Source organism: Arthrobacter sp. RAF14 (assembly GCF_052114185.1).
Classification (GTDB): Bacteria; Actinomycetota; Actinomycetes; order Actinomycetales; family Micrococcaceae; genus Arthrobacter_E.
The window spans coordinates 957,777-978,941 of the sequence record NZ_JBFREG010000001.1; the positions used below are offsets into that span (position 1 = coordinate 957,777).

Consider the following 21,165-nt stretch of genomic DNA (forward strand, 5'->3'; position numbering starts at 1 on the left):
CCCCCCCCCCCSCGGGAGGGGCCGCCGTCGTCGTACGCTGGACGCGGTGTCAGCGGCTGGGTGGGTCAGCCCCTCAGCCAGGCGGTGGTCGCCGCGGGGAGGTCCCGTCCGTCGAGTGGCGCGCTGCTCAGCAGCACCTCACCCTCCGGAAGCGGGACCGGCGCCCCACCGAAGTTGGTGATGCTGATCCAGCCGCCGGGCCGCCGGAAGGCCAGCACTGAGTCGTCGCCGGTGGGCAGCCATTCGAGGTCCTCCGCCCCCTGAAGCCCGGACCGCAGATGCAGGGCCTTGCGGTAGAAGTTCAGGGTGGAGTCCTCCTCGGCTTCCTCCACCTCGACCGAGCACTCCCCGAACCATGCGGGCTGGGGCAGGTGAGAACCACCGGCGCCGAAACCGAAGGAGGGACCGTCGCTCGTCCAGGGCAGCGGCACGCGGCAGCCGTCGCGGCCGATCTCCACTCCGGGATTCCGGAAGAAGGACGGGTCCTGGCGTTCCTCATCCGGGATCCGCCCCACTTCCTGCAGTCCGAGTTCCTCACCCTGGTAGAGGTACGAGGAGCCGGGCAGCGCGAGCATCAGCTGAGTGGCCGCGCGGGCACGGCGCAGACCGAGTGCGGTGTCGACCACGGAGGGGTCACCGCCGGCGAGCAGCCAGGCTTTGCCCGCGTTGGCCATGATGGCGCCCGCCTCGGCGGGCCCGGTGGCCGGCAGGCCGTACCGGGTGGCGTGCCGGACCACATCGTGGTTGGAGAACACCCAGGTGGAGGAGGCGCCGCTCGCTGCGGCCTCCGCCAGGTTCTTCGTGATGATCCCGTGGAATTCCGCGGCGTCGAAATCCGCCTGGAGCAGATCGAAGTTGAACGCCTGTCCCAGACCTTCCGGGCTGGCGTACCGGGCCCGGCGGTCGGGGTGGACCCAGGCCTCGGCCACGGCGGTGCGGGCAGGGGTGTACTCGTTGAACACCGTGCGCCACTCGGCGTAGATCTCGTGGACCGCGTCCCGGTCCCAGAATGGATGGGAGCCGTCGACGAAACCGTCCGTGCCCGTGTTCAGGGCCTGGAGGTCCGCCTTGGACGGCATGGGCTCGGAGAAGTCCTTGGCCATCCCGTGCGCCACGTCCACGCGGAAGCCGTCCACGCCGCGGTCGGACCAGAACCGGAGGGTCTTCAGGAAGTCTTCGCGGACCTCCGGGTTGTCCCAGTTGAAGTCCGGCTGTTCCCTGGCGAAGAGGTGGAAATACCACTGGCCCGGAGTGCCGTCCGGTTCCGTGATGCGTTCCCAGGCCGGACCGCCGAACACCGAATCCCAGTCCGACGGAGGCAGTTCGCCCTGCTCGCCCTTGCCGTCCCGGAAGATGTACCGTTCCCGCGCTGCGGAGCCGGGAGGGGAGGCCAGCGCCTCCCGGAACCATTCGTGCCGGTCGGAGGAGTGGTTCGGCACGATGTCCACGATGAGGCGGATCCCGGCGCCGTGCAGTGCTGAGACCATGGCGTCGAAGTCCGCGAGCGTCCCGAGCCGGGGGTCGACGTCGCGGTAGTCGTCCACGTCGTAGCCGCCGTCCGCGAGGGCGGAGGGGTAGAACGGGCTCAGCCAGACGGCGTCGATCCCCAGGGCCTTGAGGTAGCCGACCTTGGAGGTGATGCCGGGCAGATCGCCGATGCCGTCGGCGTCGGCGTCGGCGAAGCTGCGGGGGTAGATCTGGTAGACGGACGCCTGGCGCCACCATTCGGGGTCGCTCAGGCGGTCGTCGTCGCGGTGCTGTGCCTCGGAGGCGGTGGTGCTCACAATGCTCCTTTGATGGGGATCTGATGCCCTGCGTCCCGGCGGTGGCCGGGACGCAGGGTGGTGGTGGGCCGCCCGTGGCTCAGGCGGAGGCTACCGGTTCGGGGACCCGCAGCCAGGCGGTGGCGGAGCCCGGCAGAAGGCCGCCGTCCAGGGGCGCGCTCGTCAGCAGCGGCTCGCCCTCGGGCAGGGGGACCGGGGTCCCGCCGAAGTTGGTGACGGTGAGCCAGCCGCCGGGGCGGAGGAAGCCGAGCACCTCCGGACCGGACGTCTCAACCCAGTCCAGGGTCTCCGCGCCCTGCAGTGTGCGGCGCAGGCGCAGGGCTTCTCGGTACAGGTGGAGGGTGGACCCCGGGTCCGATTCCTCCACCTCCACGGAGAACCCGCCGAACCACTCCGGCTGCGGCAGGTGCGCGCCGCCGGGCCCGAACCCGAACGAGGTGCCCGACGCCGTCCAGGGCAGCGGCACCCGGCAGCCGTCCCGGCCCAGGCCGTCATAGGACCAGTCGGGCTGGTTCACCGAACGGTGGTAGGCCGGATCCTGGCGCGCGTCCGCGGGAAGGTCACCGACCTCCTGGAGGCCGAGTTCCTCGCCCTGGTAGAGGTAGGTGCTGCCGGGCAGTGCCAGGAGGAAGAGTGTCGCGGCGCGGGCCCGGGCGAGCCCGAGCGCCGGATCGACGCCGTCGGCCGGTGCTCCCGCGATCATCCACTCGATGCCCTGCTTCACGCCCATGCGGTCGCCCAGCGGCGGCAGCCCGTACCGGGTGGCGTGACGCGTGACGTCGTGGTTGGACAGCACCCAGGTCGAGGAGGATCCGGTGGTCGCCGACTGGGCGAGGTTCTCCGTGACGATCCGCCGGAATGCCTCCGGGTCGAAGTCGGCCGTCAGGAGATCGAAGTTGAAGGCCTGGCCCAGCCCGGTGGGCGCGGCGTACTTGGCACGGCGCACGGGGGAATCCACCCAGGCCTCCGCGACGGCGGTGCGGGGCGGGTCGTACTCGTTGAACACGGCGCGCCAATCGGCGTAGATCTCGTGCACCTCGTCGCGGTCCATGAGCGGGTGGGTGCCCGAATCGCGGTCCAGGCCCTCCAGTTCGGCCCGGCTCGGCAAGGTCTCCGGAAGGTCCTTCACCAGCAGGTTCGCGACGTCCACGCGGAAGCCGTCCACGCCGCGGTCGGACCAGAACCGGAGGGTCTTCAGGAAATCCTCGAGGACCTCCGGGTTGTCCCAGTTGAAGTCCGGCTGCTCCTTCGCGAAGGTGTGCAAGTACCACTGGCCGGGAGTGCCGTCCGGTTCGGTGATGCGCTCCCAGGCGGGTCCACCGAACACCGAGTCCCAGTCGGACGGCGGGATCTCCCCGTCCGCTCCCAGACCGTCACGGAAGATGTACCGTTCCCGGGCTGCGGAGCCAGGCGCGGAGGCCAGCGCCTCCTGGAACCAGGAGTGCTCGTCCGAGGAGTGATTCGGCACGATGTCGACGATCACGCGGAGGCCGGCCGCGTGCAGCGCCGCCACCATCTCGTCGAACTCGGCGAGCGTGCCGATGCGCGGGTCGACGTCGCGGTAGTCCGCCACGTCATAGCCGCCGTCCGCAAGGGCCGAGGGGTAGAACGGGCTCAGCCACACGGCGTCGACCCCCAAGGCGGCCAGGTACGGAACGCGGGAGATGATCCCGCGCAGGTCGCCGATGCCGTCGCCGTTGGCGTCGGCGAAGGACCTGGGGTAGATCTGATAGACGGCCGCCTGCCGCCACCAGGTGGCGTCCGGGACGAGGACGGTTTCTGCTGCCATGAGGATTCCTCGGGGAAGTCGGGTGGGAAGGGAAGGGAAGGGGCGTCAGCCCTTGACGGCGCCCTGGGTGACGCCCGCCATGACCCAGCGCTGCGTGAACAGGTAGGCGACGATCGCAGGAGCCATGGCCATGAGGTAGGACGCGAAGGACACGTTGTAGTTGTTGCTGAATTGAGTCTGGAACAGGTTCTGCCGAACCGGAAGGGTCTGCAGTGCCGGATCCGAGATGATCAGGGACGGCATCATGAAGTCGTTCCACGCGTAGAGGAAGGCGAAGATGCCGACCGTGGCGCTCATGGGAGCGAGCAGCGGGAAGATGATCCGCCAGAAGGTGGCCCAGGTGCTGGCGCCGTCGATCCGGGCGCTCTCCTCGAGTTCGAGCGGGATCGAGCGGAGGAACGCGGTGAACAGCAGCACGCTGAAGCTCAGCTGGAACATGCTGGCGAGCAGGATCACGCCGAGCGGGTTGTCCAGGTGCAGCAGGCCCGTGAGCTGGATCTGCGGCAGCGCCACCACGGGGAACGGGATGAACATCGCGGCCAGCAGGTAGTAGAACGAATAGCGGAAGACCTTGCGGTCCCAATTGCGCACGATCGCGTAGGACGTGAAGGCCGACAGCACGATGGTGAGCACCACGGTTCCGGCCGTCACGAGGAGGCTGACCCCCGCTCCCACGGGGAAGCTGGTCAGGTTCCAGGCCTGCACGAAGCCGTCCACCGAGAACGGCGCCGGCAGCGAGAAAGCGTTGCCGTCCACCGCCTGGGTTCCGGTCTTGAAGGCCATGGACAGCGTGACGTACAGGGGCAGCAGCACGGTGACCGCACAGAGCACAAGCAGGACCGTGGCGGGCCAGTTGACCCGTTCCATCCGGACGCGGGGCACGCGGCTGCGGCGAGGAGCGACGTCGGCGGTGGGGGTTTCGGTGGTGGGAATCGTCTGCGTCGACATCAGAGTGCGTTCCTTCCGCGGGTCAGCGACAGCTGGAGCAGGGAGATGAGGACCGCGACGACGAAGAAGATCGTCGCGTTGGCCATCTGATAGCCGTAATCGCCGCCGTTGAAGCCGGCGATGATGCTCATGGCGATGCTGCGGGTCGAGGTGCCCGGGCCGCCGTCCGTGAGGCCTTTGATGATGTCGTAGGCGTTCAGGAAGCCCTTGAACCCGAGGATCACATTGATGACGACGTACCCGGCGACCAGGGGCATGGTCACGCGGATCAGCTGCTGGGTCTTGCTCGCGCCGTCCAGATCGGCCGCTTCGTAGATGTCGCCGGGGACCGAGAGGAGGCCCGCGATGTAGATGAGCAGCGTGCCGGGGATCGCCTGCCAGGCGGTGACCGCCACGATCGCCACCCAGGCCAGGTCCGGGTTGGCGAGCAGGCTCGTCTGGAGCCAGGTGACGCCGGTGGCCGAGCCGACGGCGGGCAGGGAGTTGGAGAAGAGGAAGTTGAAGACGTAGGCGATGATGATGCCGGAGATCACCATGGGGATCACGAACACCGTGCGGAGCCCGGTCTTGAAGCGGATCCGTGCGGTCAGTCCGATGGCGAGCAGGAAGGCGATCACATTGACCACGAGCACGGTCACGATCGAGAAGCCGAAGGTGAACAGGTAGCTCTGCAGGATGGCCGGGTCGCCGAACAGCGCGATGTAGTTGGTCAGCCCGTTGAAGCTCCAGTCACCCACGCCGATCGAGTCGGTGAAGCTGAAGGTGATGCCGATGATGCCGGGCACCGTGATGGCCAGGGTGAACAGGACGAGGCTCGGCAGCAGGAAGAGCCAGTACACGGGTTCGACGCGACGGCGGCCGCGCCGCACCGGGCGGCCCGTGGCAGTGGTGGTTGCGCTCACTTGGTCTTCTCCTTCGTGGCCGGGGCGCGGAACGCGAGCCGTGCCCAGTCCGCGTCGAGGGTGCGCAGCGTCGCGCCCGGCTCGGCTCCGAGGGCGATCGCCTGCGCGTAGTTGAAGACCGGGATGGTCTTCGGGATGAGCACCGAAGGGCCCTGGTAGACCTTGCCCTGGTCGACGTAGGGGATCATCCCGGCGACCCGCGGGTCCTTGGGTGCCGCGGCGCCCTTGAGCGGGGTGAATCCCAGCTGGGAGTCGTTGTAGGCCTGGATGTGCTGTGGCGTGTAGAGGTAGTCCAGGAAGGCCCGGGCGGACGCCTTGTGCTTCGATCCTTCCGGGATCATGGCGGCGAGGTCCAGATTGACCCGGACGGCCAGGTCCTTCTCGTCGTTGGTCATCGGCAGCGGGAAGGTGCCGAGCTGCAGATCGGGCGCCGTCTTGGCGATCTCGCTGAACGCCCACGGGCCTTGCAGGTACATGGCCGCCTTGCCCTGGGCGAAGGCGAGATTCCCGTCGCCGTACGTCTGGCTGGAGGCGTTCTTGTTGGTGTACTTCAGGAGCTTCTGCATCTTGGCCAGCGGTTCGGCGAAGTCCTTCGAGAAGGACGGGCCGGAACCCCGGCCGACCGTGTCGCCCTCGGCGGCGAGGCGCTGGTAGAAGTCGACGACGTCGAGCGAGCCGCCCACGGCGTAGTCGAACCACCCCTGGCCCACCGTCCAGTTGTCCATGATGGTCGCCTGGAACGGTGTGACGCCCGCGGCCTTGAGGGCCTCGCAGGCGGCGAGGAGCTGATCCCAGGTCTTCGGGACGGCGATGCCGTGGTCCGCGAAGATCTTCTTGTCGTAGATGACGGACGAGGCCATGACCGAATAGGGCAGGGCACTCTGCCGGCCTTCGCAGTGACCGTACTGGTCCAGCAACGGCTGGTAGTCCTCGCGGATCCGGCCTGCGGCGGCCGTGCCGCTCAGGTCACTGAGCGCGCAGCGGTCGATGAATCGCGAGACCTCGGTGTTGTAGTTCGCGAGCATGAGATCCGGTGGATTGCCGCGGACGAAACTCGCCGAGACCACGTCCACGCCGGAGGTGTCCAGCACCACCCGGGTCTTGTCCTGGGAGGCGTTGTACTCGTTGACGAGCTTGGTCATGAAGGGGATGGCTTCGCGCTTGCTGAAGGTGAAGCGGATGGTCTCCGCGCCGCCGTCGCCCGCGCACCCTGAGAGCAGGCCCGCCAGCAGGAAGAGGCTCAGCGCCAACCCTGCGGCGCGCTTGGCCCGTGTCGGTTTCACAGACACCGTTGTCCTTTCGTCGTGCGGCCTCCGGGCCGCAGGCGCCAGGCGCGGAGTGCTTCCGTGAACGCTGCCGGGCGAGTTTAGATAGGAGGTAAATTTATAACCTATCGACAGTATAGAGGTGATCCGGCTCACGCCGTCAAGGATCGGGCGGACATGTTTCGCCGCCCCGGTTCATGAGCTAGATTTCAGAGCGGGCCCGCGAGGAGCCCACCGTCAGACGGAGTGAGGAGGGCCGAGGATGAGCGAGACCGCGCCCTCAACGCAGCTGGTGCGCCGGATCAACGCGAGCGCCATGCTCAAGGCCATGCGCGGGGCCGGGGTCCTCACCGGCACGGATCTCATGGCCGGGACCGGGCTGTCCCGGGCCACCGTCATTTCGATCTGCGACGAACTCGTGAGGCTCGGCTGGCTGCGGGAACTGGAGAACCAGCGGGACGCGGGGGACTACGTCAAGGGCCGGCCGGCCCGCCGCTTCGTCTTCGACGACCGTGCCGCCAGCGTTCTCGGCATCGACATCGGCGCCAACAAGATCACCGCCATCGTGGCCGACATGGCCGGCGCGCCCCTGTCCCAGGTGACCATGCCGTTCCGTGCCGACAACGTGCCCGCGGACGAACGCGCCGACGTCCTCGACCGCCTCGCGGCCCGGGCTCTGGCCGACGCGGACGTCTCCGCCGATTCGGTGCTCGCCGTCTCCGTGGGGGTGGCCGCGCCGGTCAGCCGGGACGGCGAAGTCCTCACGGTTCAGGAGTTCTGGCGCTCCTTCGACGTCCGGGGGATCGTCTCCGAGCGGCACGGCTGGCACGTGCTCCTGGAGAACGACGCCAATCTCGCCGCGCTCGCCGAACGCTGGCTCGGCGTCGCTCAGGGCGTGGACCACCTGGTGGTCATGCTCGCCGGTGACCGGCTCGGCTCCGGCGTGCTCGAGTCCGGACGGCTCCTGCACGGGCAGCTCGGCGGTTTCGGCGAACTCGGCTACCTCGATCAGCTCGACGGCGTGGGAGACACCCACGGCATCGCCCACTACGCGGCGCTCTGGGGGAGGGAGGCGGTCCGCGACGGCGCGAAGACCGCCCTGCGTGGACTCTGCGGGGGCGACCCTGGCAGGCTCAGCGCAGAGATGGTCTTCTCGGCCGCCGGCGACGGCGACGCGGTCGCCGTCGGGATCCTGGACCGGGTGGCCCACCGCATGGCGCGCGTCATCGGCTCGCTGAGCACCATGACCAACCCCGAGCTGGTGGTCATCGCGGGTGCGGTGGCCGAGTCGGCAGGCGCGCTCCTCCCGGCGATTTCCCGGGACCTGCCGCAGTTCACGCACACGCCGCCACGCGTCCTCGCCTCGACTCTGGGGGAGGGCATCGTCTCCCTGGGAGCCGTGCGGCACGCCCTCGATTACGTGGAGGAGAACGCCCTGGACGTGTACCCCGCCTCACTCGGCAAGGGCTCGTCCGGGCGCTCCTGACCCACGCCGGGGCGGCCACGCCGGGTCCCGCCTGCGCGGCATCGGGGCTCTATGCTTGATGAGGAACTGGGACCCAGCTCCGAACGTAGAAGTGCGAGGACAGATGTCGATGAGTAGTGTGCTGACCATCCGGGGCGGGGTTCCGCTCAGTGGCAAGGTTTCCGTGCGGGGCGCCAAGAACCTGGTGCCCAAGGCGATGGTGGCGGCACTGCTCGGGAGCGAGCCGTCCGTGCTGCGCAACGTCCCGGAGATCAAGGACGTCGAGGTCGTCACGAGCCTCCTCCAGCTGCACGGCGTCTCGGTGGAGAAGGACCCGGTGACCGGGGACCTCACCCTGGACCCGGCCAACGCCAGGAACGCCTCGCACACCGAGATCGACGCGCACGCCGGGGACTCCCGCATCCCGATCCTGCTCTGCGGCCCCCTCATCCACGCCATCGGCGCGGCCTTCATCCCGGACCTCGGCGGCTGCCGCATCGGCGACCGGCCCATCGACTTCCATCTCGCAGTGCTCCGTAAGTTCGGCGCCGTGGTGGAGAAGACCGGCAACGGCATCCACCTCTCGGCTCCCGAAGGCCTCAAGGGCGCCAAGATCACCCTCGACTACCCGAGCGTTGGCGCCACCGAGCAGGTGCTGCTGTCCGCCACCCGGGCCGAGGGCATCACGGAGCTGCGCGGCGCGGCCATGGAACCCGAGGTGGTGGACCTCATCGCGGTGCTCCAGAAGATGGGCGCCCTCATCAGCATCCAGACGGACCGGACCATCCGGATCGAGGGCGTCGCCGAGCTGGGCGGTTATGACCACCGCGCGCTGCCGGACCGCAACGAGACCGCGTCCTGGGCCTCCGCCGCACTGGTGACCCAGGGCGACATCTTCGTCGAAGGCGCCGCCCAGCACGACATGATGACGTTCCTGAACACCTATCGCAAGGTGGGCGGCGGCATGGACATCCTGGACGACGGCATCCGGTTCTACCACCCGGGCGGCAAGCTGAACCCGCTCGTCCTGGAGACCGACGTGCACCCCGGCTTCATGACCGACTGGCAGCAGCCCCTCGTGGTGGCGCTGACCCAGGCGGACGGCGTGTCGATCGTCCACGAGACGGTCTATGAGAACCGCTTCGGCTTCACCCAGGCCCTCACCCGCATGGGTGCGAGCATCCAGCTGCACCGCGAATGCCTCGGCAGCGTGCCGTGCCGCTTCGGACAGCGGAACTTCCTGCACTCCGCCGTCATCTCCGGCTCCACGCCGCTGGTGGGACGCGACATCGACGTCCCGGATCTGCGCGGCGGGTTCAGCCACCTGATCGCCGCCTTCGCGGCCACGGGCGTCTCCCGGGTCACCGGCACCGAGGTGATCCAGCGCGGGTACGAGCGTTTCACCGAGAAGATCGCCGGGCTCGGCGCCGATTTCGAACTCACCGGAGCGTAGAACCCCATGGGGAAGACCGAGATGAACCACAGCGGCATGAAGGAGAGCCCGGGCGCCCGGGCGACCTTCGCCTTCCTGGCCGGGGTGCTCCGGCCGCTCATGAACCTGGTGCTGTCCAAGCGGTGGGAGGGGCTGGAGAACCTGCCGTCGGGCGGCTTCATCGCCGCACCCAACCACGTCACGGAGATCGACCCGGTCGTCGTGGGACACATGCTGTACAACGCCAAGCGCCCGCCGCACTTCCTGGCCAAGGCGAGCCTGTTCAAGATCCCCGTGTTCGGACGCCTGTTGCACAGCTCCCGGCAGATCCCCGTGGAGCGCACGACCGCCGGGGCGAACAACTCGCTCAAGGTGGCCCAGGAGGTCGTGGACGCCGGGGGATCCATCATCATCTACCCGGAGGGCACCCTGACCCGCGACCCGGATCTGTGGCCCATGAAGGGTCACACCGGAGCGGCCAGGCTGGCCCTCCAGACCGGCGCCCCGGTGGTCCCGATCGGGCACTGGGGAGCGCAGGAGCTCTTCCCGCGCTACGCCAAGCGGCTCTACGTCTTTCCGCGGAAGCGGGTGCGGGTCCTGGTGGGGCCGCCGGTGGATCTGGAGGATCTGCGCGGCAAGCCCCTGACCAAGACCGTGCTCACCGAGGCCACCACCCGGATCATGAATGCCGTGACGGCACTCGTCGCCGAACTCCGCCAGGAGCCGGCGCCCGCCTCCCGCTGGGATCCTGCGGCGCACGGCCAGAGCGCCACGGGCCGCCTGGATGACAAGGGCGCCACCGCCGCGCCGAAGAACGACGACGGCGGTGCCGCGTGAGCGTTCAGGACACGGCGAACGCGCCGGGAGAGGCCGCCGTGGAGAAGATCGCCGTCATGGGCGCCGGTTCCTGGGGGACCACGTTCGCGAAGGTCCTGGGCGACGCCGCGCTCGCGGCGGGCGAATCCCGGGACATCGTGCTCTGGGCCCGGCGTGCCGAGGCCGCGGAGGAGATCAACCGCGAGCACCGCAACAGCCGCTACCTGCAGCAGACCCCGCTCCCGGACGCCGTGCGCGCCACGGACAGTGCCGCCGAGGCGCTGCGGGAGGCCGCCGTCGTCGTGCTGGCCGTTCCGGCGCAGTCCTTGCGCGAGCAATTGCGCGCCTGGAAGGACGCCGTGGCCCCTGGGGCGCTGGTGGTCTCGCTCATGAAGGGACTGGAGCGCGGGACGGACGAGCGCATGAGCGAGGTGATCGCCCAGGAATGGGGGACTCCCGCGTCCCAGATCCTGGTGCTGTCCGGCCCGAATCTGGCCATGGAGATCGCCCGTGAGGAACCCACGGCGTCCGTGGTCGCCTGTGCGGACGAGGCCGTGGCACAGCGCGTCGCGGAACTCTGCACCGCCCCGTACTTCCGGCCCTACATGAGCTCCGACGTGGTGGGCGTGGAGATCGGCGGGATCGTCAAGAACGTCATCGCGCTCGCGGTCGGTATCTGCGAGGGCCGGGACATGGGTGACAACACCAAGGCCTCGGTCATCACGCGCGGCCTGGCCGAGACCACCCGCCTGGCCCTGGCGCTCGGCGGGGAGGCCCACACGCTGGCCGGCCTGGCCGGGCTGGGTGACCTCGTGGCCACCTGCGCCTCGCCACTGTCCCGCAATCACACGGCCGGCAAACTCCTGGGCCAGGGACTCACCCTGGAGGAGACCGCGGAACGCATGACCCAGACGGCCGAGGGCGTGAAGTCCGCGGACGCCGTGCTGGAGCTGGCGGCACGCCAAGGTGTCGAGATGCCCATCACCGCCGCGGTGGTGGCGGTGCTCGCCGGTAAGCTGGCTGTCGAGGATCTCGGCCCGCTGCTGCTGAACCGCTCCCTGAAGTCCGAGGACGGCTACTGAGCCGTCAAGCCCCACCAATCGCCAGCCCCACCAACCGCCAGCCCCACCAACGACCAGCTCCACCAACAACCTGAACGGAACCACTGTGACTGACGCCCGGAAGCCCCGCATCGCCGTCCTCTTCGGAGGACGCTCCAGTGAGCACGCCGTCAGCTGTGTCACCGCAGCGGGCGTGCTGGGCGCCATCGACCGGGAGAAATACGACGTCATCCCGATCGGTATCGCCAAGACGGGCCAGTGGGTGCTGCCCGAAGGCGATCTGAGCCAGTGGACGCTCACGGCCGGGTCGCTTCCCGAGGTCACTCCCGGGGACGCCACGGTGGCCCTGGCCGAGATCGGAGGGGAGCACCAGCTGATCGTGGCCGCGCCCGATCAGGTGCCCACGGAGCTGGGCCAGGTGGACGTGGTGTTCCCGCTCCTGCACGGCCCCTTCGGCGAGGACGGCACGGTCCAGGGCCTGCTGGAGCTCAGCGACACCCGCTACGTGGGCGCGGGAGTGCTGGCCTCGGCCATCGGCATGGACAAGCACTTCATGAAGGTGGTCTTCGAGGCCGCCGGGCTGAAGGTCGGTCCGTACGTGGCGGTCACCGACCGTGAGTGGCTCCGCGACCCCGCCGGCGTGCGCCGCCGGGTGGAGACCCTCGGGTTCCCGGTGTTCGTCAAGCCTGCCAGGGCCGGTTCCAGCATGGGCATCTCCAAGGTGGACCGTGCGGAGGACCTGGACGCGGCGATCGAGGAGGCCCGGAGGCACGATCCCAAGCTGGTGATCGAGGCCGGGATCGTCGGCCGCGAGATCGAGTGCGCCGTGCTGGAAGGCCGGGGCACCGATGAGCCGCGCGCTTCGCTGCCCGCCGAGATCGAGGTGGCCGTGGGGGAGCACTCGTTCTACGACTTCCAGGCCAAGTACGTGGACAACGCCGCGTCCCTCAGCTGCCCGGCCGACCTTCCGGAAGAGGCCATCGCCGAGGTCCGGAAGCTGGCCGGCCTGGCATTCGACGCCATCGGCGCCGAGGGCCTGAGCCGCGTGGACTTCTTCTACACCCCCGACGGCGAGTTCGTGATCAACGAGATCAACACGCTGCCGGGCTTCACGCCCAAGAGCATGTACCCGCAGATGTGGGCCGCCACGGGTCTCAGCTACACCGAGCTGATCGATGAGCTCATCCACCTGGCGCTGCACCGCAAGACCGGGCTGCGCTGACCACGAGGCACTGATCACGCACTGACCGGGCACACGAAAGGCCCCCACCGTTTCCGGTGGGGGCCTCGTCGTTCAAGGGTGACGGTCTACTTGCCGCTTCCCGGGAGGTTCTGCAGATCCTCCTGGCCCACGCACTTCTTTCCCGCGTCGATCTTGCTCACCGGGGCGGAGAGGTCCGCGAGCACGGTGGCCGAGGAGATCTTCCCGGGATCCAGGAGCACCTCCACCGCCGGAGTCCGCCCGAAGGTGGTCAGGGTGTAGATCGGGTTTCCCTTCTCACCCTCCTTGATGACCCAGTCCACACCGTTGACGGTGGCGCAGCGGTCCTTCGTCGGACCGGGAGGGGTGACGCCGCAGCGCAGGATCACCAGGGAAGGATCGCCCCAGGCAGCCGTCGCCTGGGCGTTGGTCTTCCTCAGCGTGGCGTCGCCGATCTTGTCCGGCAGCGCCACCATCATGGGCGCGCAGTCCGGGTTGGCGGCATCCTTGGCCGGAGTGACGTCGACGGCGGGCGAGCAGGCGCTGAGGGCCAGCACGGACCCCAGCGAGAGGGCCAGGAGGGAGGCCGGTTTCCGGAGCTTCCGCAGTTCTGGCCGCGGTACAGGACGGGTGACACGCATGGCACCAGCCTACCGAGCTTCGCTGGGAGCTCCTGTCAGGGCGGCATGCCAGGAGGCCGGGCCCGGGTGCCATGCCCAGCCCTCCGGCGGGCGGCTCGGGATCAGGGGGCGGACCGGTTGACGCCCCGGCCCGGAAGTTGGATAGCGTTGCCGTGTGCCAGAGAACCAGCCGACCGTCGCCACCGTGGGCGAAGGGGGCCTCCTCGCGAGGATCTTCCCTCTCCTGCCCCAGGGCTCCGCCATGCTCCTCGGACCCGGGGACGACGCCGCCGTGGTCGCGGCGCCGGGAGGCAGCGTGGTGGTCTCCATCGACACTCAGACGCAGGACCAGGACTTCCGGCTGCGCTGGAACAACGGCTACGCGAGCACCGGCTACGACGTGGGCTGGAAGTCGGCGGCGCAGAATCTGAGCGACATCAACGCCATGGGCGCGGAACCTCATTCGCTGCTCATCAGTCTCACCCTGCCCCCGGCGACCCCGGTCGCCTGGGTGGAGGACTTCGCCAGGGGAGTGCACGACGCCGTGCGCTCGCTGGGAGCGGACGTCGCCGTCGTCGGCGGTGATCTCGGCCGTGGCCGGGAGATCTCGGTGACCGCCACGGCCATGGGCCGGGAGGCGGCCGGGAAGGTCGGTCTCCGCTCGGGGGCTTCGGCCGGGGACGTCATCGCGGTGGCCGGAAGACCGGGCCGTGCAGCCGCCGGCTGGGCCCTGCTCGAGAGCCCCGTTCCGGTGGGGAGTCTCACACCCGTCCAGCGCGAGCTCATGGATGCCCAGTGCCGCCCCTGCCCTCCGCTGGGCAGCGGAGCGGAGGCTCTGGCGGCCGGGGCCACGGCCATGATGGACATCTCCGACGGGCTGCTGAAGGACTCCGCGCGGCTCGCCAGGGCCAGTGAGGTCAGCCTGGAACTCGACCCCGCTCTGCTGGCGGTGTTCGCGCCGGAACTGCTCCCTGCGGCGGAGCTGCTGGCTGGTGTTCCGGGCTCCGGCGAGTCCCCCGAAGAGCTCATCCGCGGCTGGATTCAGGGTGGGGGTGAGGACTTCTGCCTGCTCAGCACTTTCCCAGGAAACGGTCCCGTACCGGACAGCTTCACTGTTGTAGGCTCGGTGGTGCCCACAGCGCCTGGACAGGATCACGGTTCCCGGATCCGGAACGGCGAGGGGGATTCGGCAGGGCACGCGACGCGAGGATGGGATCACTTTGGGGCACCATAAGATTGCCGCCAACTCTCAGGCGATGAGGCGCTGGCTCTGCACCGCCGAGCAGGTGGTGGGCAATCACAGCGACCGCCTGAACGCCATCAACATCTTCCCCGTCGCCGACGGTGACACCGGAACCAACCTCTACCTGACGCTCCGTGCCGCGGCACGCGCCATCGGGCCGGAGGAATACCCTCTGGGCAACGACGTGGGGGTCGTGCTCGCGGATGCCGCCGGAGCCGCCATGGAGAACGCACGCGGCAATTCCGGAACGCTCCTGTCGGTCTTCCTGGCCGCACTGGCGGAATCGGTGCAGGGCCATCCACGTCTGAGCGCCCCCTTGCTGGCCTCCGGCCTGCGCAGGGCGCGGATGCGCTGCTGGTCCGCGCTGAGCGAGCCGGTGGAGGGCACCATGCTGTCCGTGCTCGCCGCGGCCGCCGACGCTGCCGAGGAGATGGATTCCTCCCTCAACGGGGACGACAGCAACCTGGCGCTGGCCCAGTCCCTGAACCACGTGGTGGAGACGGTCCGGCTGGCCGTGGTGCGCACCGAGGAGCAGCTCGGAGCGCTCCGCCAGGCGCAGGTGGTGGACGCCGGCGCGGTCGGCTTCCTCCTGGTGCTGGACTGCCTGCGCGGCACCATCCTGGGCACCGAGACGAGCGAGACGGCCTGGGACGAACTGCACGGTTACCAGACCGAGTTCCCCCACATCCACGGTGACATGCCGGCGGATGACGGGTACGAGGTCATGTGCACCATCGAGCTGTCCCCGCTGGACGCCGCCACCCTGCGGCAGCGGCTCGATGAGATCGGCGAGTCCGTGATCATCTCGCCCGTGAAGGCCGTCTCCGGGCACCGCGACGGCGTCGACGTCCAGGAAGGCGAGCTCAGCTACCGGTGGCGTGTCCACGTGCACGCCGCCGACCCGGCTCCCATCCTCGAATTGATCAACGCCCTGGGTGAGCCCGCCAACGTCACCCTGTCTGAGCTCGCCGCCCCTCGTGAGTCCTGAATGGGACGACGGAATGACAGCGCGGCGGTCGTGAGCGCGCCCGGCCAGGGACGCTGACCCGTGGAACAGCACACCGCCCTTGAACTCCTCCTCGGCAAGCGCGTGGCAGGCAGCCTCGAGAAGAACCTGGGTCTGCACACCGTGGCCGACCTTCTCGACGACTTCCCGCGCCGGTACCTGGACCGCGGCGAACTGAGCAGCATCGAGACCCTGCCCTTCGACGAGGATGTCACCATCCTGGCCCGCGTCATCTCCAGCAGCACCCGCACCATGCGCGCACGCCGCGGGTCCATCACGGACGTGGTCATCAGCGACGCCGAGGACGAAGCCGGCCCCGCCCTCTCCGCTGTGAAACTGAGCTTCTTCAACGGGTTCAAGGCCCGCCAGCAGCTTCAGCCCGGGGTGCTGGCGCTGTTCTCCGGCCGGGTGGGCTCCTACGCGGGCAAGCTCACGCTGACCAATCCGGACTTCATCCTTCTCGACGAGGCGGTGACCAGCACCGCCGACGCCGAAGCCCTGGCCCGCATGCCCATCCCCGTCTACGCGGCCACCGCCAAGGTCAGCTCCTGGACCGTGCAGCGAGCCGTCGGAGTGGTCCTGGACCAGGTGGACACGGGAAGCTGGGGGGACCCGATCCCGGCGGAGATCCGTCGCAGGAAGAACCTCCCGGGCCTGTCCGAGGCGTACCGCATGATCCACCAGCCCGCCACGGCGGAGGACTACTGGCGCGCGCGGCACCGTTTCCGGTACCAGGAGGCGCTGGTCCTCCAGACTGCCCTGGCCCGCCGTCGCGCCGAGGCGGCGCAGGAAGTGGCGACCTCCCGTCCCGGAACGCTCGACGGCGCCCTGCAGGCCTTCGACGCCCAGCTCCCGTTCACGCTCACGGCCGGTCAGCGGCGCGTGGGCGAGGAGCTGTCGCGGGATCTGGCGACCTCCCATCCCATGAACCGCCTGCTGCAAGGCGATGTCGGGTCCGGAAAGACACTCGTGGCGCTGCGCGCCATGCTCCAGGTGGTGGATTCGGGAGGGCAGGCCGCGCTCCTGGCTCCCACCGAGGTGCTGGCGGCTCAGCATGCCGACTCGATCCGCCGCACCCTCGGGTCGCTGGCGCGCGACGGTCTGCTCGGCCCGGGGGACGGGCCCTCCGTGAGCGTGGCACTCCTCACCGGTTCCCTCTCCACCGCCGCTCGCAGGCAGGCCCTCCTGGACGCCGCCTCGGGCGCTGCGGACATCGTGGTGGGCACGCACGCCCTGCTGGGGGACAACGTGACGTTCTTCGACCTCGGCCTGGTGGTGGTGGACGAACAGCACCGCTTCGGTGTGGAGCAGCGGGACGCCCTGCGGGCCAAGGCGGACGCCCCGCCGCACCTGCTGGTCATGACGGCCACGCCCATTCCGCGCACGGTGGCGATGACGGTGTTCGGGGACCTGGAGACCTCCGTGCTGGATGAACTGCCTGCGGGCAGGGCTCCGATCGTCACGCATGTGGTGGGTCTCCAGGAACACCCGTCCTGGGAGGCCCGGCTCTGGCAGCGGGCCCGCGAGGAGGTCGACGCCGGCCGTCAGGTGTACGTGGTGTGTCCCAAGATCGGGGACGGCGAGGTCTCCAACGACGACGGCGGCGAAGGACTCGCCGAGCAGCCCGGCGGTGAGCAGGGCGCACAGCAGCTGGCCGGCGTCGTCGGCATGCTGGAGACCCTGCGGGCCGCCCCGGCGCTTCAGGGCGTGCGAGTGGAGGCCCTGCACGGCCGGATGGCGCCCGAGGAGAAGTCCGCCACCATGGCCGCGTTCGCGGCGGGGGAGGTGGGCGTCCTGGTCTCCACCACGGTGATCGAGGTCGGTGTGGATGTCCCCAACGCCACCCTCATGGTGATCCTCGACGCCGACCGCTTCGGCATCTCGCAGCTGCACCAGCTGCGCGGCCGCGTGGGCCGTGGCGGACTGCCGGGCACGTGCCTCCTGGTGACCAGGCTGGAGCCGGACCACCCCAGTCGTGAGCGCCTGACGGCCGTCGCCGCCACCACGGACGGATTCGCCCTGTCCCAGGAGGATCTCAAGTTGCGGCGAGAAGGCGATATCCTGGGCGCCCGCCAGTCGGGTGGCCGGTCGACGCTCAAGCTGCTGCGCGTCATCCAGGACGAGAAGATCATCGCCGAGGCCAGGGATGACGCCCAGGACCTCGTGGCGGAGGATCCCACCTTGCAGCACCACCAGGCGCTGCGGCTGGCGCTGGAGAATTATCTGAACCCGGAGAAGGAAGCCTTCCTTGAACGGGGCTGAGCACGCACACCGGTGCGCGGCGGGACGTCACGTCCCTGGCGCGCCGGAAGGAAGGAACGCATGAGCCGGATCATCGCAGGCGCCGCCGGAGGCCTGAGCCTGGTCTCGGTGCCGGGCACGGCCACGCGCCCCACCACGGACCGGGTCAAGGAGGCGCTGTTCTCGCGTCTGGAGGCCTACGGGATCCTGCAAGGGGCCGAGGTGCTCGACCTCTTCGCCGGCTCGGGGGCGCTCGGACTGGAAGCCGGGAGCCGCGGCGCCGCCTCCGTGACCCTGGTGGACCTCGACGAGAAGGCCGCCCGGGTCTGCCAGAAGAACGCCGAGCTGGTGAGCGCCTCCGCGAAGGGGCTCCGCACCTCGGTGCAGCGCTCCAAGGTGAGCGCGTTCCTGGAGCGCACCGCGGTGGGGACCTGGGACCTGGTGTTCCTGGATCCGCCCTATCCGCTCAGCGAGGAGGACCTGGTGAGGGTCCTGGAACTGCTGGTGCCGCGATTGTCCGACGGCGCCGTCGTGGTGGTGGAGCGGAGCTCGCGGTCACCGGAGCCGGGCTGGCCCGAGGGCGTGGAGCGGTTCGCGGAGAAGAAGTACGGCGAGACGACCCTGTGGTTCGCGGAGCCGGTCTGAGCGCTCGTTCCTGAGTCCGGCCGGGGTCCGTAGGGGCGTCCGCCGGGTGTTTTCCCTCGCGGCTCAGACACGCCTCTGCGCTCGTTCCTCGCTCCGAGGCGCGATGCGCCGCTTCCGGGAAAACGCCCGGCGGACTGCATTCCGCTTTGCCCTGCGCTGTGGACTTTCCCCTGCGCTTCAGCGGCGGGGAATGTCCGTCGAGCCGGGGACTTTCACCCGAGCCAGTCTTCAGGTCAATCTCGCTCAGGACCGTGCCTCAGAGACAGCGCCATCCAGACGTTGTCAGGACCTCCCAGGTCATCGGGAGTCCGGTGGGTTTCCGCGAAGCCCCAGCGCTCGTAGAACGACCGCGCTCGAGTGTTGCCCTCTTTGTGCGCCAGGCGGATGGACGTGGCGCGGCTCCCAGGGCCATCGATGACGGCCTGGAGCATCTGCGCACCGACGCCGGAACCCTGGAACTCGGGCATCACGTACAGCTTCCACAGGTCGACCACGGAACCGTCGGCGGAGAACATTGCAACTCCCACCACGCGGTCGTCGACCTCCGCGACCAGGATCTGTCCGGCCGCGATGGCTTCGGCGATTCCCTCTGAGCCCCACCATCGCGCCAAACCGGCCTTGACGTACTCGGCGCCGGCCAGCTCCAGATACGTTGGCGGCCAGGTCGTGTGCCCGACGGCGACGACGCCGTCGACGTCGGCTGCCTTCGCCTGTCGAACGTGTGGATTCATCGACTCACCCCAGCCAGTCTTCGAGTTCCATGCCGCTCAGGACCGCGGCCGGGTGCGGGCCTGCGGCGAGGAGGGCTTCCGTCCAGGTGGCGGTCCAGGGCTCGGCGCGGGCCGCGAACACGATGTTGCCCGGGTACCGGGCAGCGAGCATGCCGGTCTCGCACAGCGCCGCGACTCCGCCCGGGAAGACGTCCAGGAGGGCCTTGCCCTGGCTCCGGATGAGGGTGAAGGGCGGGTCGTCGCCGACGTTCACCAGGAACAGGCCGCCGGGTTCCAGCCGCGCCGCCACCTCACGGTAGAACTCGGCCGAGGCCAGGTGCGCCGGGGCCTCCGGGCCGGAGAACACGTCCAGGACCACGACGTCGAACCGTCGCGGTTCGCCGTCGTGCCCCGGTTCCAGCGCCGCGAACTCCGCCCGTGCGTCTCCCAGCGCCATCTCCAGCCGGGTCCCCGGGGGAAGCGGCAGCTCCGTCAGGACGAAGTCCGGGAGCTCCCGCTCCAGCTCGACGGCCCACTGCCGTGACCCGGGCCGCGTGTGCTGAAGGTACCGGGGCAGGGTCAGCGCCCCGGCCCCGAGGTGCGCGGCCGTCACGGGTCGTCCGGCCGGGGCCACGAGGTCCGTCGCGTGGGCCATGCGGGCGAGATATTCGTAGAAGATCTGACCCGGGTCGGCCAGGTTCACGTGCGACTGCTCGGCTCCGCCCAGTGCGAGGATGGCGGAGCCGGGCACCAGGGTGTCCGGCTCGATGCTCGCGTGGACGCCACCGGCCCGCAGGTACCGGGAACTCAACGGCCTGCCTGAGGGGACTGGCCCAGCGCCTCGCCGAGACCGCCCAGGCGCGCGACCGCCTCGCGGAGCACCGGCTCGCGCTTGCAGAACGCGAAGCGGAGCAGGCTCGCGGTGCGGCGCGCGCCGTCGTCGTGGCAGAAGACCGAGAGCGGGATGGCGGCCACCCCGATGCGTTCCGGCATCAGCCGGGCCAGCGCCGCCGCGTCGTGGAAGCCCAGGGGAGCGGTGTCCACGGTCACGAAGTACGTGCCCTGGGGCTCGTACACGGTGAAGCCCGCTGCCCGGAGGCCTTCCGAGAGCAGGTCCCGTTTCCCGCGTAACGTCTCGGCGAAGCTGCGATAGAGCGAGTCGTCCAGGTTCAGCGCGGAGGCCACGGCGCCCTGGAACGGTGTGCCGGAGCTGTAGCTCAGGAACTGCTTGACGGTCCTGGCGGCGGCGACCAGCGACGCCGGCCCGCTCAGCCAGCCGATCTTCCAGCCGGTGAAGGAGAACGTCTTGCCGGCCGAGGAGACGGTCAGGGTGCGGTCGAACGCTCCGGGACGGGTCGCGATCGGCACGTGGGGCACGTCGAACGTGAGGTGCTCGTATACCTCGTCGCTGAGGATCACGGCATCGTGCCGGGTGGCCAGTTCCACGACCTGATCCAGGACGTCCGTGCCGAACACGGCGCCGCACGGATTGTGAGGGTTGTTGAGGATCACCAGGCGGGTCCGGGGGCCGAATGCGGCCGCCAGTTCCTCGGGGTCCGGCTGGAAGTCCGGAGCGCGCAGCGGGACGGTCCGGTGCACGCCGCCGGCCAGCGCGATCATGGCGCCATAGGAGTCGTAGAAAGGCTCGAACGTCACCACCTCATCGCCCGGACGCACGACGGCGAGGATCGCCGCCGCGATGGCCTCGGTGGCGCCGGTGGTCACCACCACCTGGGTTTCGGGATCGAGGTCGATCCCGTAGAAGCGGTGCTGGTGGCCTGCGATCGCCTCGCGCAGCGGCTGGATGCCCTTCCCTGGCGCGTACTGGTTCTCGCCCCGGGCGATGGCCTCCTGGGCGAGCTCCCGCACGGGGCCCGGACCGTCCTCATCGGGGAAGCCCTGGCCCAGATTGATGGCCTGATGCCGGACGGCCAGGCCGGTCATCTCCTCGAAGATCGTGGTCCCCAGGGAGCCGTCGGCGCCGAGGAGGTTCGCTCCGCGGGCCGCGTCCATCCATGGGGAGTCCGTCAGCCAGGG

Annotated in this window: 18 protein-coding genes; 9 read left to right on the forward strand and 9 right to left on the reverse strand. The window is 69.6% G+C overall.

What is annotated here, in order from left to right:
• Positions 1-65 precede the first annotated feature (65 nt).
• The 5 genes from AB4Y75_RS04515 to AB4Y75_RS04535 form a co-directional block, all read right to left on the reverse strand.
• Positions 66-1,784, reverse strand: coding sequence for a glycoside hydrolase family 13 protein (locus tag AB4Y75_RS04515; RefSeq protein ID WP_441434671.1), 1,719 nt, complete (start codon positions 1,782-1,784; stop codon positions 66-68).
• Between the two features lie 79 nt (positions 1,785-1,863).
• A complete protein-coding gene (locus tag AB4Y75_RS04520; protein ID WP_441434672.1) occupies positions 1,864-3,573 on the reverse strand; it encodes a glycoside hydrolase family 13 protein in 1,710 nt (569 codons plus the stop codon).
• A gap of 45 nt (positions 3,574-3,618) precedes the next feature.
• Positions 3,619-4,521: a carbohydrate ABC transporter permease gene (locus AB4Y75_RS04525; protein WP_441434673.1), complete on the reverse strand. Its 903-nt coding sequence runs from the start codon at positions 4,519-4,521 to the stop codon at positions 3,619-3,621.
• A complete protein-coding gene (locus tag AB4Y75_RS04530; protein ID WP_441434674.1) occupies positions 4,521-5,423 on the reverse strand; it encodes a carbohydrate ABC transporter permease in 903 nt (300 codons plus the stop codon). Before AB4Y75_RS04530 ends, AB4Y75_RS04525 begins: the two co-directional genes overlap by 1 nt.
• Positions 5,420-6,712, reverse strand: a complete 1,293-nt coding sequence (locus AB4Y75_RS04535) for an ABC transporter substrate-binding protein (RefSeq protein ID WP_441434675.1) — start codon at positions 6,710-6,712, stop codon at positions 5,420-5,422. Before AB4Y75_RS04535 ends, AB4Y75_RS04530 begins: the two co-directional genes overlap by 4 nt.
• 238 nt (positions 6,713-6,950) lie before the next feature.
• On the opposite strand from AB4Y75_RS04535, the gene AB4Y75_RS04540 reads away from it, so the two are divergent.
• The 5 genes from AB4Y75_RS04540 (at position 6,951) to AB4Y75_RS04560 (ending at position 12,684) form a co-directional block, all read left to right on the forward strand.
• Positions 6,951-8,174: an ROK family protein gene (locus AB4Y75_RS04540; RefSeq protein ID WP_441434676.1), complete on the forward strand. Its 1,224-nt coding sequence runs from the start codon at positions 6,951-6,953 to the stop codon at positions 8,172-8,174.
• A gap of 109 nt (positions 8,175-8,283) precedes the next feature.
• Positions 8,284-9,606, forward strand: a complete 1,323-nt coding sequence (gene murA, locus AB4Y75_RS04545; RefSeq protein WP_441434677.1) for a UDP-N-acetylglucosamine 1-carboxyvinyltransferase — start codon at positions 8,284-8,286, stop codon at positions 9,604-9,606.
• Between the two features lie 36 nt (positions 9,607-9,642).
• Positions 9,643-10,422, forward strand: a complete 780-nt coding sequence (locus tag AB4Y75_RS04550) for a lysophospholipid acyltransferase family protein (RefSeq protein ID WP_441435258.1) — start codon at positions 9,643-9,645, stop codon at positions 10,420-10,422.
• A 56-nt stretch (positions 10,423-10,478) separates the two neighbouring features.
• A complete protein-coding gene (locus AB4Y75_RS04555) occupies positions 10,479-11,483 on the forward strand; it encodes an NAD(P)H-dependent glycerol-3-phosphate dehydrogenase (protein WP_441435259.1) in 1,005 nt (334 codons plus the stop codon).
• 70 nt (positions 11,484-11,553) lie between these two features.
• Positions 11,554-12,684: a D-alanine--D-alanine ligase family protein gene (locus tag AB4Y75_RS04560; protein ID WP_441435260.1), complete on the forward strand. Its 1,131-nt coding sequence runs from the start codon at positions 11,554-11,556 to the stop codon at positions 12,682-12,684.
• Between the two features lie 86 nt (positions 12,685-12,770).
• On the opposite strand, the gene AB4Y75_RS04565 is transcribed toward AB4Y75_RS04560, so the two are convergent.
• Complete coding sequence (locus AB4Y75_RS04565) at positions 12,771-13,304, reverse strand: DUF3515 domain-containing protein (protein ID WP_441434678.1); 534 nt, start codon at positions 13,302-13,304, stop codon at positions 12,771-12,773.
• Positions 13,305-13,458: 154 nt separating this feature from the next.
• On the opposite strand from AB4Y75_RS04565, the gene thiL reads away from it, so the two are divergent.
• From thiL to rsmD, 4 genes are read left to right on the forward strand one after another with little or no spacing between them, the layout of a single operon-like run.
• Positions 13,459-14,517, forward strand: coding sequence for a thiamine-phosphate kinase (gene thiL / locus AB4Y75_RS04570; RefSeq protein ID WP_441434679.1), 1,059 nt, complete (start codon positions 13,459-13,461; stop codon positions 14,515-14,517).
• A 22-nt stretch (positions 14,518-14,539) separates the two neighbouring features.
• Positions 14,540-15,514 (forward strand): DAK2 domain-containing protein, encoded by a 975-nt coding sequence (locus tag AB4Y75_RS04575; RefSeq protein WP_441434680.1) that lies wholly within the window; start codon positions 14,540-14,542, stop codon positions 15,512-15,514.
• Positions 15,515-15,574: 60 nt separating this feature from the next.
• Positions 15,575-17,794 carry an ATP-dependent DNA helicase RecG gene (locus AB4Y75_RS04580; RefSeq protein ID WP_441434681.1) on the forward strand — a complete coding sequence of 740 codons (2,220 nt, stop codon included), beginning with the start codon at positions 15,575-15,577 and terminating at the stop codon, positions 17,792-17,794.
• Between the two features lie 60 nt (positions 17,795-17,854).
• Entirely contained in the window at positions 17,855-18,418 is a 564-nt protein-coding gene (gene rsmD, locus AB4Y75_RS04585) for a 16S rRNA (guanine(966)-N(2))-methyltransferase RsmD (protein ID WP_441434682.1), read from the forward strand.
• 233 nt (positions 18,419-18,651) lie between these two features.
• Here rsmD and AB4Y75_RS04590 read toward each other — a convergent pair whose 3' ends face one another.
• Genes AB4Y75_RS04590 through AB4Y75_RS04600 form a run of 3 tightly spaced genes read right to left on the reverse strand, consistent with a single transcriptional unit; the run spans position 18,652 to position 21,141 of the window.
• On the reverse strand, positions 18,652-19,149 hold the full coding sequence (locus tag AB4Y75_RS04590) for a GNAT family N-acetyltransferase (RefSeq protein WP_441434683.1): 498 nt from the start codon (positions 19,147-19,149) through the stop codon (positions 18,652-18,654).
• Between the two features lie 4 nt (positions 19,150-19,153).
• Positions 19,154-19,939, reverse strand: a complete 786-nt coding sequence (locus AB4Y75_RS04595) for a spermidine synthase (protein ID WP_441434684.1) — start codon at positions 19,937-19,939, stop codon at positions 19,154-19,156.
• Positions 19,936-21,141 (reverse strand): aminotransferase class I/II-fold pyridoxal phosphate-dependent enzyme, encoded by a 1,206-nt coding sequence (locus tag AB4Y75_RS04600; RefSeq protein WP_441435261.1) that lies wholly within the window; start codon positions 21,139-21,141, stop codon positions 19,936-19,938. Before AB4Y75_RS04600 ends, AB4Y75_RS04595 begins: the two co-directional genes overlap by 4 nt.
• Positions 21,142-21,165 lie beyond the last annotated feature (24 nt).

Excerpts from the sequence above, each read along its gene's own strand:
- AB4Y75_RS04520 (WP_441434672.1), bottom strand. The coding sequence starts at position 3,573 with ATGGCAGCAGAAACCGTCCTCGTCCCGGACGCCACCTGGTGGCGGCAG.
- AB4Y75_RS04525 (WP_441434673.1), bottom strand. The coding sequence starts at position 4,521 with ATGTCGACGCAGACGATTCCCACCACCGAAACCCCCACCGCCGACGTC.
- AB4Y75_RS04540 (WP_441434676.1), top strand. The coding sequence starts at position 6,951 with ATGAGCGAGACCGCGCCCTCAACGCAGCTGGTGCGCCGGATCAACGCG.
- murA (WP_441434677.1), top strand. The coding sequence starts at position 8,284 with ATGAGTAGTGTGCTGACCATCCGGGGCGGGGTTCCGCTCAGTGGCAAG.
- AB4Y75_RS04550 (WP_441435258.1), top strand. The coding sequence starts at position 9,643 with ATGAAGGAGAGCCCGGGCGCCCGGGCGACCTTCGCCTTCCTGGCCGGG.
- AB4Y75_RS04555 (WP_441435259.1), top strand. The coding sequence starts at position 10,479 with ATGGGCGCCGGTTCCTGGGGGACCACGTTCGCGAAGGTCCTGGGCGAC.
- AB4Y75_RS04565 (WP_441434678.1), bottom strand. The coding sequence starts at position 13,304 with ATGCGTGTCACCCGTCCTGTACCGCGGCCAGAACTGCGGAAGCTCCGG.
- AB4Y75_RS04575 (WP_441434680.1), top strand. The coding sequence starts at position 14,540 with ATGAGGCGCTGGCTCTGCACCGCCGAGCAGGTGGTGGGCAATCACAGC.
- rsmD (WP_441434682.1), top strand. The coding sequence starts at position 17,855 with ATGAGCCGGATCATCGCAGGCGCCGCCGGAGGCCTGAGCCTGGTCTCG.
- AB4Y75_RS04590 (WP_441434683.1), bottom strand. The coding sequence starts at position 19,149 with ATGAATCCACACGTTCGACAGGCGAAGGCAGCCGACGTCGACGGCGTC.
- AB4Y75_RS04600 (WP_441435261.1), bottom strand. The coding sequence starts at position 21,141 with ATGGACGCGGCCCGCGGAGCGAACCTCCTCGGCGCCGACGGCTCCCTG.